Here is a 14,686-nt window from a genome sequence, read left to right on the forward strand (position 1 = left end):
ACTCACACCCTAAAGGTGGCAACCCTGTTGCACCAACGATCCTTGTAATCCCGATCGGCCCGGCCGAACGAGTAACGCAATACCTTGCCCCGCGCCCGCGCGTCAGCCCAGGCGGCCTGGGTGTTGATGAAGCTGAGGACGCTGCCGGGACTGAGGTGCTGAGCCCGGGGGTCGACACCGCCATTGATGTACTCGTAGCTGATCCAGTCTGCCGATTCGACCCTGTACAGCACCTGAACGGCCACCGGAAAACCGTCCAGCATCAGCAGCGAGCCCTGGAGGAATTCCCGCAGCAGGCCGAAGACCTCGGCCAGCCTCGGCTTGCCCGGCACCTCGAAGCCCCAGCGGCGCTCGAACAGCTCGCCGTAGATGGCCGCCAGCTCGGCCGGGGTGAACTCCGCCACCGCCCGCACCACGCCGCCCGCCTCCTCGAACAGGCGCAATTCGCGCCGCTGGTTGTAGCGGAACTTCTTCGACCACTCCTCCGGTGCGCGCGCCATGGCCAGCTGCTCCTGCTGCGGCCGCAGGCCACTGAAGCCATGCCGGTTCAACTCGGAAAGGTAGGCGACCTCATGCCGCAACGGCACCCCCGCGTTCGGAGCGACCGGCAGGATCACCTCGGCATTGCCCAGGTCGAAGAGATTGCGCAGCCCCCGGCGCTTCAACACCCGCCGCGATAGCGCCAGGTGCCGCCCCCAGGTGGGGATCGCCGCCCTGAGCTCACCGTCGACGCAATGCCCGAGGTAGCGCACCGGCACGCCCGCCAGCCCGGCCAGGCGGGCGACGACCTGCGGCTGGGTGATGACGCTGCCGCCGAAACGGGCCCAGGCCTCGGCATAGCCGGCCGCATCGATGGGCGTCCAGCCGCGCTCGCGCCAGCTGCGCACATGGTTGAGCATCAGGCGTCCTGTTCGGCGGCGACGGCCTCGCCCCCCTCCTCGAACTGCCGGGCGTGCAGGCGCGCATAGTAGCCATTGCGCGCCAGCAGCTCGGCGTGGCTGCCGCGCTCGACGATCTGCCCCTGGTCCATCACCAGGATCAGGTCGGCCTTCTCGATGGTGGACAGACGGTGGGCGATCACCAGGGTGGTGCGGCCGCGCATCACCTGATCCAGCGCGGCCTGGATATGCCGCTCGGACTCGGTGTCGAGTGCCGAGGTGGCCTCGTCGAGCACCAGCAGCGGCGCGTCCTTGAGCAAGGCGCGGGCGATGGCCAGGCGCTGGCGCTGACCGCCGGACAGCAGCACGCCGTTCTCGCCGACCAGGGTGTCGTAGCCCTGCGGCATCTTCTCGATGAACTCGGCGGCGTAGGCATCGGCGGCGGCCTGCTTGACCGCCTCCAGCGGCGCGCCGGCCAGGTCGCCATAGGCGATGTTGTTGCGCACCGTGTCGTTGAACAGGGTGACGTGCTGGGTCACCAGGGCGATGTGCCGGCGCAGATTGCGCAGGCTGTAGTCCTCGACATCGACCCCGTCGAGGAGGATCTGCCCCTGCTCGTGGTGGTAGAAGCGCGGAATCAGGTTGGCCAGGGTCGACTTGCCGCTGCCGGAGCGCCCGACCAGGGCGATCATCTGCCCCGGTTCGGCGGTGAAACTGACGTCGGCGAGCACGGCCTTTTCGCTGCCGGGGTAGCTGAAGCTCAGGTTGCGTACCTCGAGACGACCGCCGACCCGCTCGCGCTCGACGCTGCCGCGATCCACCTCGGCGGCCTCGTCGAGCTGCTGGAAGATGCTCTCGGCGCCGGCCAGGCCCTTCTGGATGGTCGAGCTGACCTCCGAGAGCTGACGGATCGGCTTGGGCAGCAGGCCAGCCAGGGTGATATAGGCCACCAGATCGCCGGCCGAGGCATCGCCGCGCATGAACAGCACCAGGAACATCAGCACCGCCATGGCGCTGTAGATCACCAGTTGCAGCATCGGCGTGTAGATGGCGCCGGTCTTGGTCATGCGCAGCTGCTTGCGGGTGTTGTCGCTGGAGGCGAAGCGGAAGCGCTGCGACTCGTAGGGCTCGCCACCGAAGCTGCGCACCACGCGATAACCCTGGATGGTCTCGGAGGCGACGTGAGTGACGTCGCCCATGGCCACCTGGATCTTCTTGCTCTGCTTGCGAAATTTCTTGCTGGCGCTGCTGACCATCAGGCCGATCACCGGCAGGATCGCCAGCATCACCAGGGTCAGCTTCCAGTTCATCAGCAGCAGGGTGGTGAACAGGAACACCACCGTCATGCCTTCGCGGATCACCACCTTGATCGCGTCGGTGGCGGCGCCGGTGACCATGGTCACGTTGAAGGTGATGCGCGAGATCAAATGCCCGGAGTTGTGATTGTCGAAGTAGCGGTTGGGCAGCACCAGCAACTTGTCGAACAACTCCACGCGCAGGTCGTGCACCAACCCCAGGGAGACCTTGGCCAGGAAATAGTTGCCCAGGTAGGAGCCGATGCCCTGCCACAGCGCGATCAGCACGATCAGCAACGGCACCGTCTGCAGCAGCTTCAAGTGGGCGAGGAAGGGAATCTCCGACAGGTAGGGGACGCTGGCGAAGAAGCTGGCCTCGGGATTCGACAGGCCGTCGACGAAGTATTTGAGGACGTAACCCAGCATGGGCTGGGTCGAGGCGAAGATGACGAAGCCGACGATGCTGAGCATGAAGAAGCCGATATAGGGCTTCACATAACCCAGCAGACGGAAGTAGACCTTCAGGCTGGAGGGCTCGGACTGATCGTTGCGGCTCATAGGCTCTGCGCTCTAAAAGGGGGGCGGGAGTGTAACACAGGGCCTTTTTTCCTCTTTCAACAGGATGACTGAGTTAATATACGCGGCCTTCACACGAGACCCATTGATTGATGCAAGCCCTGGATCACGACGCTTACCTTAGATTGAGCGCTGACGCCAAAGTCCTGGAGGCCGACCGCTACGGTGACAAGGTACTGCGCCTCGCCGATGGCAACTTTCTTAAGCTGTTTCGCCGTAAGCGCCTGCTTTCCTCGGCCCTGTATTATCCCTACGCCCAACGCTTCGCTGATAACGCCAAGCTACTGCAAACACATGACATCCCCTGCCCCAAGGTGCTTACAGTTTATCGGGTCAGTGCCCTGGCGCGAGATGTCGTGCATTACCAACCGCTCCCCGGGGAAACCTTGCGTCAGCTCTACCGGCATCGCCCCGACAGCGCCGACCGACACCTCAAGGAACAGCTGGGAGCCTTTATCGCCACTCTGCACGACCGGGGGATTTACTTTCGTTCCCTGCACCTTGGCAATATCGTGCTGACCCCTGACAACACTCTGGGTTTGATTGACATCTCCGACCTGAAAGGCCAAACAACGCCCTTGGGTCGACACAAACGCCTGAGGAATTTTCGCCACATGCTGCGCTACACCGAAGATCGACGCTGGTTACTGAATGATGCCGGGCAGGCTTTTTGGAATGCCTATATTGCCGCCAGCACACACCCGGCAGCGCTGGCCTTGGCCAACCAACTAAAAACGCTTTGACCTGAGAACTCCGTGACTGCACTCCTCGCTTTTGGCAATCGGCTGACCAAGACCTCTACCTGGCTGGTTCAATACATTCTGCCCACTGGCTGGTTCGCGCTGCTCACCGGAATGTTCTGGATAGGGGACAGGGCGCTCTACCACAAGTTGTATTACCTCCTGCTGGCCGCCCCAACGCTGCTCGCCCTGCTCGGCCGCCCCCGAGATATCAAGGATCTGTTCACGTCCCCGCTGATCGCCGCATTCTTTCTATTCGGCCTGTACACAGCCATTAGTCTTGCCTGGTCCAGCACCGACGACGCCTTCGGCTCACTTGTCAAAAGACCCATATACGTGCTGTTCCTGTTCTTCTCTGCAGCCCTTCTGGCACAACAAGCGCCGCAGCGACTGCTTTTCAGCCTCAAAGCCAGCGCCATTTTCGCTAGTCTGGCCGGCGCAGCAACCCTAGGCTTCCATCTGTATAACGGTGGGGCAGGACGCCTGTCTGGCTATGGTGCCCTATACAATCCCTTGCTCAGTTCGCACGTCTATGGCTTCTTCGCTGCCCTCTGGGTCGGTTACTGGTTCAACGGCAAGAGTGTGTTCAACCCACCGGCACTGATCTCGCTAAGCATATTAGCGGTCTTGCTTCTGGAGACGGGATCGCGAACCCCAATCATGGCCCTGACTGCTTGCCTGCTATGGCTAGTCATCGCCCACTGGAACAGGCGCAGCCTTATTGCACTGGCCGCCGTCGCAGTGGTCGGCATCCTGCTCATCAATCTCTACCCCGACGAACTCACCAGCAGAGGGCTATCGTCTCGCCCGGAAATATGGGGCAAGGCCTGGCTGCAAATCCTCGAAGCCCCCTGGCTAGGACACGGTTATGACGCCCCCCTGAGCATCTGGATCACGGCGCACAACTACGCGATGGCGGATCCGCACAACATGCTGCTGGCCGTCCTCTACTATAGCGGGGCGGTGGGTTTGGCACTCTGGCTCTCACTGTATGCAGTCGCTTTTATATTTGCCTGGCGCAACCGCAAGGAGCACTCGGTGATGATCTGCTCAGGGCTATTGGTGTTTGGTTTGGCAGCCAGCATGACCGAGGGCGGCGCCTTTCTCTCGCGCCCCAAGGAGCATTGGTTCCTAATCTGGATCCCCATGGCTCTACTGACTGCCACCTGGTTCATCTGCAAAGGTAAGGAGCCCGTGAAATGGAAGGAGCTTGAGCAACGCATCAGGAAAGCCTGGAAACGCTGGCGGAAAGGCCCTGAGCAACCCCGATTCTACCGACCGCAAATTCGTTTTCGCCTGCGCTACCCCAAATATCAGATAGGCCTCGGCAGCTATGGCCTGCCACTGGTTCACGACTGGGACGAAGGCAGCACACTCAAGATCGGCAATTTTTGCTCAATTGCCGACAACGTACAGATCTTCCTCGGTGGCCACCACCGCATCGACTGGGTCAGTTGTTACCCATTTCCGGCCTATCTTCCGGAAGCCGCCCATATTACCGAGTACGGCGGCACCCGCGGCGACGTGATTATCGGCAGCGACGTCTGGCTTTGCGCGAACTCTACGATTCTCTCAGGCGTTACAGTAGGCCACGGGGCGGTGGTCGCCAGCGGTGCTGTCGTAAGCCGCGATGTTCCGCCCTACTCTGTAGTCGCAGGCAATCCAGCCAGGCACGTGCGCTGGCGCTTCGATGAGAAAACCCGAAACGAACTACTCGATAGCGCGTGGTGGGACTGGCCCGAAGCAGAAATAAGACAAACTGTCGAAAAACTTTGCAGCAGCGACATACAGGGTTTCCTCGCTTATGCCCGCTCCCGTCAATGAGTAGGTAGCAGCATCCGCGCCAGGCCACGCAGCGTTTTCCAGCGCCAGAAGCGCGGCGGAATCTCGCGCAACAGGGCCCAGGCCAGGGCGCGGTCGCTGCGCGCGCACTTGAGCAGCATCGAGTTGCGAAAACGCGCGCAAACCTCCGGGTAGGCCGGATGGTCGCTGAAACGGGCATAGGTCTTCAGTACGTTGTCGACCATGAAGCGGTAGTTCTTGTAGGTGTTGCTGTCATGCACCCGGTAGAGCGCCAGGGGCTCGCCGAGAATATCGATGAAGTAGCCGGCATGGGTGATCTTCAGCTCGATCATCAGATCCTCGAGACGCACCTCGGGCTCGAAGCCGCCGACCCGCTCCAGCGCCTCGCGACGGAACAGCAAGGTGGGCGCCGGCGCGCCCGGCTTGCGGTCCATAAACACATCGTCGAAGTCCAGCCGCCGCAACGGCAGCGCGCGCGGCTTGGCGCCGGGCTTGCCGTCGGCGTCGATGGTCTGGATGGCGCCGGCGCAAATGCCCACCTCGGGCTTGTCGGCCATATAGGCCACCTGGGTGGCGATACGCTGCGGCAACATGATGTCGTCGGAGCCGAAGGGGGCGATCAGGCTGCCCCTGGCCCGCTCGATGGTCTCGTTCAGGGTGTACGAGAGGCCCTTGTTGGCCTGCACGCGAAAGTCGAAGCCATGCACCTTCTGCAGCGCCTCGATGCGCGCCACGCTGTCGTCGCGGGAGCCGTCGTCCACCACCAGCAGCTCGAGGTTCGGGTAGCTCTGCTGCAGCACGCTCTCGATGCTCGCCTCGATATAGGGGGCGTGGTTGTACGAGGCGATGATCACGCTGACCAGCGGCTGCGAGGAATCACTCGTGGACGTCATGGTGGCTACTCAAAAGAAATTGAAGCGCGCGCGCAAGGCCTGCCAGGCGGAGACTTTGCCCGCCTCGGGCCAGGCCTGCTGCAACAGGTCGAACAGGCGCTCGGCCAGGCGCACATGGCTCATATGCGCCTCGACGAAGCGGCGCCCCCGCTCGGCGATCGTCTCGGCCCGCGCCGGATCGCCGCGCAGCTCGGCGAGGTGCCCACGCAACTCGTCGAGGTCGGCATACAGCAGCAGGTGGACGCCCTCCTGCAGGCCGATGGCCGCCTCCTCGCTCCCCTGGCGCCAGGCCAGGAGCACGCAGCCGCAGGCCATCGCCTCGAAATTCTTGGCCATGTATTCGCCGAGCCCGACATCGGCGCTGACGAAGTAGCGGATGCGGTTGAGCATCTCGCGATAGGGCTGGCCCGGCGCGGTGCGCAGCAGCTGCAGCGGCTCTTGCGCCGCCAGCCGCTCCAGCAGTTCCTTGCGCCCGCCGTAGGCGGCGCTGGCGATACGGCCGACGAAACCCAGCTCGATATCCCGCGCGCGCCCCTCGCAATAGAGGGTGCGCGGATCGTAGCCCTTGGCGAGGAAATGCACGTTGAACCCCTCGCCGCGCAGGCGTTCGGCGACGCTGGCGCCGGTCACCACGATGCGGGCGTTGGGCAGGGCGCGGTAGAAGCGGCTGAAGCGTCCGCGCCAACGGGAGGCGGCCAGGTAGTTCTGGCAGGCGTCTTCCTCGTAGATCAGCAGCCCGGGGATCTGCCGCAGGAAGGCGGTCTGGCGGCGGATGTTCTTGAAGTGCAGATCCAGCAGCACGCGCTCGTAACGACTCAGATCGAGGCCGCGCAGATAGCGGCGCAGGTTGCGCTGCTCGTCCTTGCCGAGGATGCGCAGGTCGAGGTCGACCAGCTGCCCGAGCCGCTCATGGACGCAGGACAGATCCGGCTCGCGCCCCGCACTGCTGAGCGCCAGCACCTTCATGGAGTTCGGCTCAACCACAGGCGGATGGCCTTGCGGGTGTAGGACCACTTCAACGCCGCCCGCCAATCCGTGCGCAGCGCCTCGCGGTAGTAGCCGCGCGCCTGCTCGCGGTCGCCGGCCAGCAGGCAGGTGCGAAACAGCGACAGGCAACGCTGGGCGCGGTAGGCGGGCTTGAGCGCTTGCAGGTCGGCCGGCAGTTGACGGAAGACCTCGTCCACCAGATCCAGGCCGACCCGGCGCGCCGCCTCGGCGTTATGCCGCAGGCTGTCGGGATGCTTGTGGATACGCGCCAGCAGCAGATCGAGCACCGCCACGCGGGGCTGGCTCAGGCAGTAGGCGAACACCGGGATGTCCTCGCTGTGCCGCAGGTGCTCGGGGTAGGGCCGCTGCAGCAGCAACTCGCGGCGGAACAGGCAGGCGCCGTGGCTGAGGGCGATACGCTTGTCCAGCAGATAGCCCTTGAGACGCTGCAGGACGTCGGCGGGAACGCCACTGGCGGGATGTTCGCGCTCGCGGCCATCGGGCTGCACCGCCACATGCCCGGCCAGCCACAGATCCACCTCGGGCTGGGCGCGCAGGCGTTCGCAGAGGCCGGGCAGCACCCCGGGCGCCAGCTCGTCGTCGGCGTCGAGCAGCAGCACATGGCGCCCCCGCGCCAGTTGCACGCCCTTGTTGCGGGCCGCGGAGGGGCCGGCGTTGTCCTGGCGCACGCCCTGGAAGGCGGCGCCGTGACGCTGGCTCAGGCTGGCGAACAGCGCCGGCGTGTCGTCGCTGGAGCCATCGTCCACCACCCAGAGTTCGACCTCGGGGGTGGCCTGGGACAGCACCGAGTCGACGGCGCGCGACAGCACGCCGGCATAGTTGTAACTGGGGATGACGACGCTAAGCAGCGGCTCAGCCGACATTGTCGTACCAGTCCTTGCCATCCTTGACCACCAAGATGTCTTCCATGATCAGGTACTGCAGGTCCGAGCCGTAGAACATGTTCAGCGCGTCGGTGGGCGAACAGATCATCGGTTCGCCGCGGCGGTTGAGCGAGGTGTTCAGCGACACGCCGTTGCCGGTGAGCTGCTCCAGCTGCAGCATCAGGTCGTACCAGCGCGGGTTGTACTCGCGCTTGAGCACCTGGGCGCGCGAGGTGCCGTCCTCATGCACCACTTCGCCGACGCGCTCCTTCCAGCCCTCGTTGACCTCGAAGGTGAAGGTCATGAACGGGCTCGGATGGTCGACCTTGAGCATCTGCGCCGCCACCGTGTCGAGCATCGACGGGCAGAAGGGGCGCCAGCGCTCGCGGAACTTGATCTGTTCGTTGATGCGGTCGGCCACCCCCGGCACGCTCGGGCAACCGATGATCGAGCGACCGCCGAGGGCGCGCGGGCCAAACTCCATGCGGCCCTGGAACCAGGCCACCGGGTTGCCGTCGACCATGATCCTGGCGATGCGCTCGGGGGTGTTGTCGATGCGTTTGAATACCGGCTTGCTCGGATGCCGCGCGCAGGCGGCGATCACGTCCTCGTTGGAGTAGGCCGGGCCGAGGTAGACGTGCTCCATCTTCTCCACCGGCACGCCGCGCTTATGCGAGACGTAGGCGGCGGCGCCGACCGCGGTGCCGGCGTCGCCGGAGGCCGGCTGGACGAACAGCTCCTTGACGTCGTCGCGGGCGATGATCTTCTGATTGAGCTTGACGTTCAGCGCGCAGCCGCCGGCGAAGGCGATCTTGCCGGTTTCCTTGAGGATGTCGCCGAGGTAGTGCTCCATCATCTGCAGCGCCAGCTTCTCGAACAGCGCCTGCATGCTGGCGGCGTAGTGGATATAGGGGTCGTCGGCGATGTCGCCCTGGCGCTTGGGCCCCAGCCACTCGATCAGCTTGGGCGAGAAGTAGTAGCCCTTGCCGTTTTCCTTGTAGCGACGCAGGCCGATGACGTTGGCGTAGTCGGTGTTGATCACCAGCTCGCCGTTCTCGAACTTGGCCAGACGGGAGAAATCGTACTTGCCGGCATCGCCGTAGGGCGCCATGCCCATGACCTTGAACTCGCCGTCGAGCATCTCGAAGCCGAGGAACTCGGTGATCGCGCCGTACAGGCCGCCGAGCGAATCCGGGTCGTAGAACTCCTTGATCTTGTGGATCTTGCCGTTCTCGCCGTAGCCAAAGAAGGTGGTGGCGTACTCGCCCTTGCCGTCGATGCCGAGGATCGCGGTCTTCTCCTTGAAGCCCGAGCAGTGGTAGGCGCTGGCGGCGTGGGCCAGGTGGTGCTCGACCGGCTCGATCTTGACCTTCTTCGGATCGAAGCCCAGCTGCTCAAGACACCAGACGATCTTCTTGCGGTAGCGCTTGTAACGGCGGTTGCCCATCAGCAATGCGTCGAGGGCGCGATCCGGGGCGTACCAGTAGCGCTTGGCGTAGTGCCAGCGGGCCTTGCCGAACAGGCTGATGGGGGCGAAGGGAATGGCCACCACGTCGACGTCGGACGGTTTGATCCCGGCCTGCTCCAGGCAGAACTTGGCCGATTCGTAGGGCATGCGGTTCTTCGCGTGCTTGTCGCGCACGAAGCGCTCCTCTTCCACCGCCGCGATCAGCTTGCCGTCGATGTACAGCGCGGCGGACGGATCGTGACTGAGGGCGCCGGACAGGCCGAGAATGGTCAGTGCCACAGATTTGAGCCTCTATTTCGGGCAGGTGCCGGGCACCTGCGGTAAACGTTGGTCGAGCAACCGGTGCAGGGCGGAGTCCGCCGGCCAGTTGCGCAGAAAACGGGCGCGGTCGCGGGCATAGGCCCGGGCGAAGCCGCGCGCACTGCGATGCTGCTGCATGGCGTCCAGGTCGATCAGCGACCAGTGCCCCGGCGCATCCTCCCGCTCTTCAATCCAAAGCAGGTTGTGCCCCTTGAAATCGCCATGACTGATGCGTTCGCGCAGCAAGGCGGCGAACAGGCGATCGAGCGCCAACAGCTCGGTTTCCGGGGGCGATCCCTGCAGATGCGCCTGAAAACGCGCGATTATATCCTGCCCGCCGCAATATTCGGTAATCAGGTAGGCGCGCCCGCGCAGCCAGCACCAGCGCCTTTCGAGCACCGCCAGCGGACGCGGCGTGGCGATGCCGAGCAGCTCCAGGCGATGGCCTTCGCGCCAGCTGTGCCAGGCCCGGCTGGGCCGCCAGAAACGCCGCAGCCAGTGCCCCAGCCCCTTGAGGTTGTAGCGCTTGACCACCAGGGCGCGGTCGCCCAGTTCGATCCGCGCGACAGTGGCGCTGCCGCCGCGCTTGAGCGCCTGGCCGTCCGCCAGCACCGCATCCGGGGCATCGAGCAGGGGCTGCAGCTCGGCGGCGCACGCGCGGCGCACCACGCGCAGGCCGAAGGCGCCGACCTGCGCGGCGAACAGGCTGCAGTCGCGGCCGACCTTGCGCAGGTAGTCGCGCAGGCGCCAGCGTCGCACCTTCTCCACTTCCTTGAGCAGCGCCTCCAGTGGCAGCGCGTGCTCGCCGTTGGCCAGCAGGTAGTGGATCAGCAGCTCCTCGGTGAAAGGCGCAAGCTCGGCCGGCAGCTGGGCGAAGAACACCCCGAGGTTCTCCAGCACCCTGGCTCGCGACAACGGCTGCCCCGGGGTCTCGACCCGGACCCCGCCGCCGTCGATCAGATACAGGCGGCCGTCGTGCCGCAGCAGGTTGTCCAGGTGCAGGTCGGCCTGCCACAGGCCCTTGCCGTGCATCTGCGCGATGGCCGTCAGGGCCTCGCCCAGCACCGCCTGCTGGACGGCGGACAGCGGCGCCTCGCGCGCCACCGCGCGCCAGGCATCCCAGAGGCTCTCGGCGCCATCGAGGTAGTCGAACAGCAGCCAACCACCCTGGCCCTGGGCAAAGCCCTCGGCCAGCAGCTCGGGGGTGAGCAAGGCCTGCTCGGCCAGCAGACGGGCGCCGTCCCGCTCGCGGCGGAAATGCCGCTCGGCCTTGCCGCCGACCAGCAACTTGGCCAGCACCGCCCGCCCTTGCCACTGCGCCAGGCCGACGTAACGCTGCCCCGGCAGCACGCGCAGCCAGCGTTCGACACGCAGCTCGGCGCCCGCCAGCGTCAGGTTCAGCGGCAGGGCCGGCGCACGACCGCTACCGACCAGTTGCTGCAGTTGCATCAGCGCGATTCCTTGTGCAGGCGACGGGCGCCCAGGCGGGCGAACCAGCGTTCGAGGTCGGCCTCGCCGCCCAGATAGGCGGCCAGCAGCTTGCGCATCTCCGCCTCGCCCCAGGCGTTGGCGCGGCGCAGCAGCGGCTCGAGGTCCTTGATCCGGTCGCGCCGGCCGAGCAGCAGCGGGCGGGTCTTCTCCAGGTCGATCAGCTGCGCGGCGAAGCCCTTCGCGCCCTCGCGCAGGAAGATGTGTTTGGGGTAGAAGCAGCCGTGCAGCTGGCCGGCCTGGTGCAGGCAGCGGGCCAGCTCGCCGCAGGCCTGGAGGATGCCGGCGCGGCGCGCGGCGTCCAGCTCGGGCCAGCGCGCCAGCCACTGTTCCAGGTCCTGCCAGCCGTCCAGGGCGCGGGTCAGCAGCACCGCGCGCTGCTCGCCGGGCACACGGCGCTGGGCGAAGAACGCCGCCTGCAGCGCGGGGATGCCCAGTTCGCCATAGCGGCGGATATTGCGAAACTCGCGGGCGAAGGTGGGCTCGCCCAGCGGATGGCGCAGGCTGCGGCTCAGGTGATTGCTCTGCCGCTTGAGGTAGAACGCCGAGTCGCCCAGCTCCAGGCGGTAGACGCTGCTCCAGCCGCCGCGCTCGGTGTTGGGCTCGTCCACCGCCTCCAGTTTGAGCGTCCACAGCGCCTCGAAACTGGCCAGGCCGTGTTGCTCCAACAAGGCGCGCTCCTGCGCGGCGATAAAGTCCTTCATTCCCTGCCCTCGAAAAACGCCAGTATCTGCCGCAGACGCCGCTTGTCGCCGGGCGTCAGCCGCGTGCGGCCACGATACTGCAGGTAGAAACGCAGCCGCTGGGTGCGCGACAGCTGATACTTGGCCACCTTGTCCAGGCAGGCCAGGTCCTTGACGATGCGATAGCGCAGCAGCGGCCCCCACCAGAAACTGCCGGTGGGGCAGTCGATGAAGAACAGTTCGCCGGCCTGGTTGACCAACAGGTTGCGCCACTTCAGGTCGTTGTGGGTGAAGTGGTGATCGTGCATCAGGCGGGTGGCGCGGGCCAGCTGCCGGCTGATGCCGTCGACCCAGGCCGGGTCGCGCAGGCGCGCATCCTGGGCATGGGCCAGCGCAGCCAGGTCCAGGGTGCCTGGCAGTTCGCGGGTGATCAACGCGCCGCGGACGAAGGCGCCGGCCTTGCGTTCCAGGCCATGGGCGACGATGGGCGCGGTGGGGATGCCCCACTTGGCGAAGTGCTTGAGGTTCTGCCACTCGGCCTTGACCCGCGGCCGGCCGACGAAGCGGCGCAGGCCCTTGCCGGCACCCCAGTAGCGCTTGACGTAGTAGCGCACGCCGCCGCGCTCGAGGCGGATCACCTCGGACAGCGGATCCCTGGTCAGGCGCTCGCCTTCGAGGGCGAACACCGCGTGCAGGCTGGCGAACTCCACGGCCAGGGCAGCGGGCAGGTCGTCCGCCAGGCGCCATTCGCTCATTGCCCGGCCCCCGCCGCGTACTTGCGCTCATAGCGGCCACGCAGGCGCTGCGCCTTGCCCTCCAGCCAGGCGAGCAGGCGCGCCTCCTCCTGCAGCACCTGGCGCAGCGGCCGCTGGAAGTAGCCGCGCAGGAAACGCAGCTTGTCGCGGCGGCTCAGGCCGATGTCCAGGGCCGAGAAATACAGCCCGGCCAGGTCCTTGTCGCGCCAGCGCCGCGGCGTGGCGGTGCGCACCTGGGCACGGTGCAGGTCGATCAGCGACAGGCGCAGGTCGTCGGCCGTCGGCGGCCGGTCGGTATGCAGCAGGAAATGGCAGATATAGCAGTCGCGGTGATTGACCCCGGCACGGTGCATGCGGCCGGTCATCTGCGCCACCTCGCGGATCAGCGCCCATTTCAGCCGCGGCGCCGGCGGCTGCTCGCGCCAGTGCAGGCTGAACTGCTCCAGGTCGACGGTCGGCGCCAGTTCCTCGGTGACGATAAAGGAGTGCTGCCTGGCCGGGTTGGCGCCGCGCTCGCCATAGGCCACCGCGGTCATGGTCGCCACGCCGGCCTCGGTCAGCCGCTGGATCGCCCGCCACTCCTGGCCGGCGCCGAGCACCGGGGCCTTGGCGCTGAGCAGGTTCTTGGCGATCTCGCCCCAGCCGACGCCGCGGTGGATCTTGACGAAATAGCCGCTTCCGGCGACCTCGGTGCGCAGCGTGCGGCGCCCCTCCAGCTCGCGGTAGACCTGCCCCTGCAGCGCCTCGACCGCGGCGAAGGCGTCCTGCCCGGCCCACAGGCGCTTGAACGGCTCGGCGAGGATCAGCTTCACGCGCGGCGCTCCGCCAGGATCACGTCGGCGGCCTTCTGCGGCATGGAGTAGAGGTCGGCGCTGTCGGCGTAGGCCAGGCCGTTGCGCCCCCAGAACGCGCGGCGCTCGGGGTCGGCGAGCATGTCGGCGAGGGTCTGGTTGAGCTGCTCCTGACGGAACGGGCTGGACAGCACCCGGCCGCAGTCGGCGTCGGCGATGTAGTGGGCGTAGCCGCAGACCTCGCTGACCAGCACCGGCAGGCCGGACACCAGCGCCTCCAGCAGCACGGTGCCGGTGTTCTCGTTGTAGGCCGGGTGGATCAGCAGGTCGGCGCCGAGCAGAAAGCGCGGGATATCGCTGCGCCCCTTGAGGATCTGCACCCGATCGGAGAGGCCCAGCGCCTTGATCTGCAGCAGGAAGGGCTTGGGGTCGTCCTGGCCGATGGCGATCAGCCGGGTGCGCTGCCTCAGTTCGCGCGGCAGCGCGGCCAGCGCCTTGAGGCTGCGATCCAGGCCCTTGGTCTTGAAGCCGGAACCGATCTGCACCAGCAGCAGCTCGTCGTCGGCCAGCTCGAACTCGCGGCGGAACTCGGCGCGGATCTCGGCGGCATTGGCCGGCGCACGACGATCCTGGGCGATGCCCGGCGGCAGCAGGTGGAAGCGCTGCAGCGGGGTCTTGTAGTGCTTGACGAACAGCGGCTGCTGCACCTCGGAGATCATCAGGATCTCGGTCCTGGACTCCGGCGCGAACACCGCACGCTCGTAGTCGGCGAAGTGCCTGTAGCGCCCCCAGCGCCGGTAGAGCGGGTTGCGCAGGGTCTGCGCCTTGTCCTCGAAGCAGCCGTCGGCGGCGTAGTAGACGTCCAGCCCCGGCATCTTGTTGAAGCCGATCACCCGGTCGACCGGGTCGCGTTTCAGATCGGCCTGCAGCCAGGCGCTGAACTTCTCGTTGCGGCGGTGGTTGAACAGCGCCTTGACCGGCGCCACGCGCACGTCGAAGCCGCCCGGGTTGTCGCCTTCCCAGATCGGCGTGTAGACGCGGATGGCGTGGCCGCGCGACTGGCACTCCAGGGCGATGCGCATAAAGTCGCGCTGTAAGCCCCCAAACGGGAAGTACTTGTAGAGGACGAAGGCCAGTTGCATCAG

13 protein-coding genes and 1 pseudogene are annotated in these 14,686 nt (G+C 66.1%); 3 read left to right on the top strand and 11 right to left on the bottom strand.

From position 1 onward, the window contains the following. Positions 1 to 2: 2 nt before the first annotated feature. Complete coding sequence (locus tag ACIGKL_RS10830) at positions 3 to 899, bottom strand: GNAT family N-acetyltransferase (protein WP_397486637.1); 897 nt, start codon at positions 897 to 899, stop codon at positions 3 to 5. Continuing rightward, positions 899 to 2,731 (bottom strand): lipid A export permease/ATP-binding protein MsbA, encoded by a 1,833-nt coding sequence (gene msbA / locus ACIGKL_RS10835; RefSeq protein WP_397486638.1) that lies wholly within the window; start codon positions 2,729 to 2,731, stop codon positions 899 to 901. Before msbA ends, ACIGKL_RS10830 begins: the two co-directional genes overlap by 1 nt. A gap of 110 nt (positions 2,732 to 2,841) precedes the next feature. On the opposite strand from msbA, the gene ACIGKL_RS10840 reads away from it, so the two are divergent. The 3 genes and pseudogenes from ACIGKL_RS10840 (at position 2,842) to ACIGKL_RS10850 (ending at position 5,313) form a co-directional block, all read left to right on the top strand. After that, the gene (locus tag ACIGKL_RS10840; protein WP_397486639.1) at positions 2,842 to 3,492 is read left to right on the top strand and encodes a lipopolysaccharide kinase InaA family protein; all 651 of its coding nucleotides are present in this window, start codon (positions 2,842 to 2,844) and stop codon (positions 3,490 to 3,492) included. Between the two features lie 111 nt (positions 3,493 to 3,603). Continuing rightward, a pseudogene (locus ACIGKL_RS10845) lies at positions 3,604 to 4,461 on the top strand (O-antigen ligase family protein); the annotation flags it as partial. A 249-nt stretch (positions 4,462 to 4,710) separates the two neighbouring features. Then, complete coding sequence (locus tag ACIGKL_RS10850) at positions 4,711 to 5,313, top strand: CatB-related O-acetyltransferase (RefSeq protein ID WP_397486859.1); 603 nt, start codon at positions 4,711 to 4,713, stop codon at positions 5,311 to 5,313. Here ACIGKL_RS10850 and ACIGKL_RS10855 read toward each other — a convergent pair. From ACIGKL_RS10855 to ACIGKL_RS10895, 9 genes are read right to left on the bottom strand one after another with little or no spacing between them, the layout of a single operon-like run. Then, positions 5,307 to 6,185 carry a glycosyltransferase gene (locus ACIGKL_RS10855; RefSeq protein WP_397486640.1) on the bottom strand — a complete coding sequence of 293 codons (879 nt, stop codon included), beginning with the start codon at positions 6,183 to 6,185 and terminating at the stop codon, positions 5,307 to 5,309. The two genes, ACIGKL_RS10850 and ACIGKL_RS10855, sit on opposite strands and share 7 nt — an antisense overlap. A gap of 9 nt (positions 6,186 to 6,194) precedes the next feature. Beyond that, positions 6,195 to 7,151 carry a glycosyltransferase gene (locus ACIGKL_RS10860; protein WP_397486641.1) on the bottom strand — a complete coding sequence of 319 codons (957 nt, stop codon included), beginning with the start codon at positions 7,149 to 7,151 and terminating at the stop codon, positions 6,195 to 6,197. After that, positions 7,148 to 8,056 carry a glycosyltransferase family 2 protein gene (locus tag ACIGKL_RS10865; protein WP_397486642.1) on the bottom strand — a complete coding sequence of 303 codons (909 nt, stop codon included), beginning with the start codon at positions 8,054 to 8,056 and terminating at the stop codon, positions 7,148 to 7,150. The genes ACIGKL_RS10860 and ACIGKL_RS10865 overlap by 4 nt, the downstream gene beginning before the upstream one ends. Next, on the bottom strand, positions 8,046 to 9,803 hold the full coding sequence (locus tag ACIGKL_RS10870) for a carbamoyltransferase (protein ID WP_397486643.1): 1,758 nt from the start codon (positions 9,801 to 9,803) through the stop codon (positions 8,046 to 8,048). Before ACIGKL_RS10870 ends, ACIGKL_RS10865 begins: the two co-directional genes overlap by 11 nt. Positions 9,804 to 9,815: 12 nt before the next feature. Then, positions 9,816 to 11,273, bottom strand: coding sequence for a lipopolysaccharide kinase InaA family protein (locus tag ACIGKL_RS10875; RefSeq protein ID WP_397486644.1), 1,458 nt, complete (start codon positions 11,271 to 11,273; stop codon positions 9,816 to 9,818). Then, positions 11,273 to 12,016 carry a lipopolysaccharide kinase InaA family protein gene (locus tag ACIGKL_RS10880; protein ID WP_397486645.1) on the bottom strand — a complete coding sequence of 248 codons (744 nt, stop codon included), beginning with the start codon at positions 12,014 to 12,016 and terminating at the stop codon, positions 11,273 to 11,275. Before ACIGKL_RS10880 ends, ACIGKL_RS10875 begins: the two co-directional genes overlap by 1 nt. Then, positions 12,013 to 12,750: a lipopolysaccharide kinase InaA family protein gene (locus ACIGKL_RS10885; protein ID WP_397486646.1), complete on the bottom strand. Its 738-nt coding sequence runs from the start codon at positions 12,748 to 12,750 to the stop codon at positions 12,013 to 12,015. Before ACIGKL_RS10885 ends, ACIGKL_RS10880 begins: the two co-directional genes overlap by 4 nt. After that, a complete protein-coding gene (gene rfaP / locus ACIGKL_RS10890; RefSeq protein ID WP_397486647.1) occupies positions 12,747 to 13,562 on the bottom strand; it encodes a lipopolysaccharide core heptose(I) kinase RfaP in 816 nt (271 codons plus the stop codon). The genes ACIGKL_RS10885 and rfaP overlap by 4 nt, the downstream gene beginning before the upstream one ends. Beyond that, complete coding sequence (locus ACIGKL_RS10895; RefSeq protein ID WP_397486648.1) at positions 13,559 to 14,683, bottom strand: glycosyltransferase family 4 protein; 1,125 nt, start codon at positions 14,681 to 14,683, stop codon at positions 13,559 to 13,561. Before ACIGKL_RS10895 ends, rfaP begins: the two co-directional genes overlap by 4 nt. Between the last annotated feature and the right edge of the window lie 3 nt (positions 14,684 to 14,686).

It is taken from the genome of Pseudomonas sp. NPDC077186 (genome assembly GCF_044543505.1).
In the GTDB taxonomy this organism is placed as follows: domain Bacteria; phylum Pseudomonadota; class Gammaproteobacteria; order Pseudomonadales; family Pseudomonadaceae; genus Aquipseudomonas.

Coding starts and splice junctions, on each gene's coding strand:
- ACIGKL_RS10830 (WP_397486637.1), bottom strand. CDS start 899: ATGCTCAACCATGTGCGCAGCTGGCGCGAGCGCGGCTGGACGCCCATC.
- msbA (WP_397486638.1), bottom strand. CDS start 2,731: ATGAGCCGCAACGATCAGTCCGAGCCCTCCAGCCTGAAGGTCTACTTC.
- ACIGKL_RS10840 (WP_397486639.1), top strand. CDS start 2,842: ATGCAAGCCCTGGATCACGACGCTTACCTTAGATTGAGCGCTGACGCC.
- ACIGKL_RS10855 (WP_397486640.1), bottom strand. CDS start 6,185: ATGACGTCCACGAGTGATTCCTCGCAGCCGCTGGTCAGCGTGATCATC.
- ACIGKL_RS10860 (WP_397486641.1), bottom strand. CDS start 7,151: ATGAAGGTGCTGGCGCTCAGCAGTGCGGGGCGCGAGCCGGATCTGTCC.
- ACIGKL_RS10865 (WP_397486642.1), bottom strand. CDS start 8,056: ATGTCGGCTGAGCCGCTGCTTAGCGTCGTCATCCCCAGTTACAACTAT.
- ACIGKL_RS10875 (WP_397486644.1), bottom strand. CDS start 11,273: ATGCAACTGCAGCAACTGGTCGGTAGCGGTCGTGCGCCGGCCCTGCCG.
- ACIGKL_RS10880 (WP_397486645.1), bottom strand. CDS start 12,016: ATGAAGGACTTTATCGCCGCGCAGGAGCGCGCCTTGTTGGAGCAACAC.
- ACIGKL_RS10885 (WP_397486646.1), bottom strand. CDS start 12,750: ATGAGCGAATGGCGCCTGGCGGACGACCTGCCCGCTGCCCTGGCCGTG.
- ACIGKL_RS10895 (WP_397486648.1), bottom strand. CDS start 14,683: ATGCAACTGGCCTTCGTCCTCTACAAGTACTTCCCGTTTGGGGGCTTA.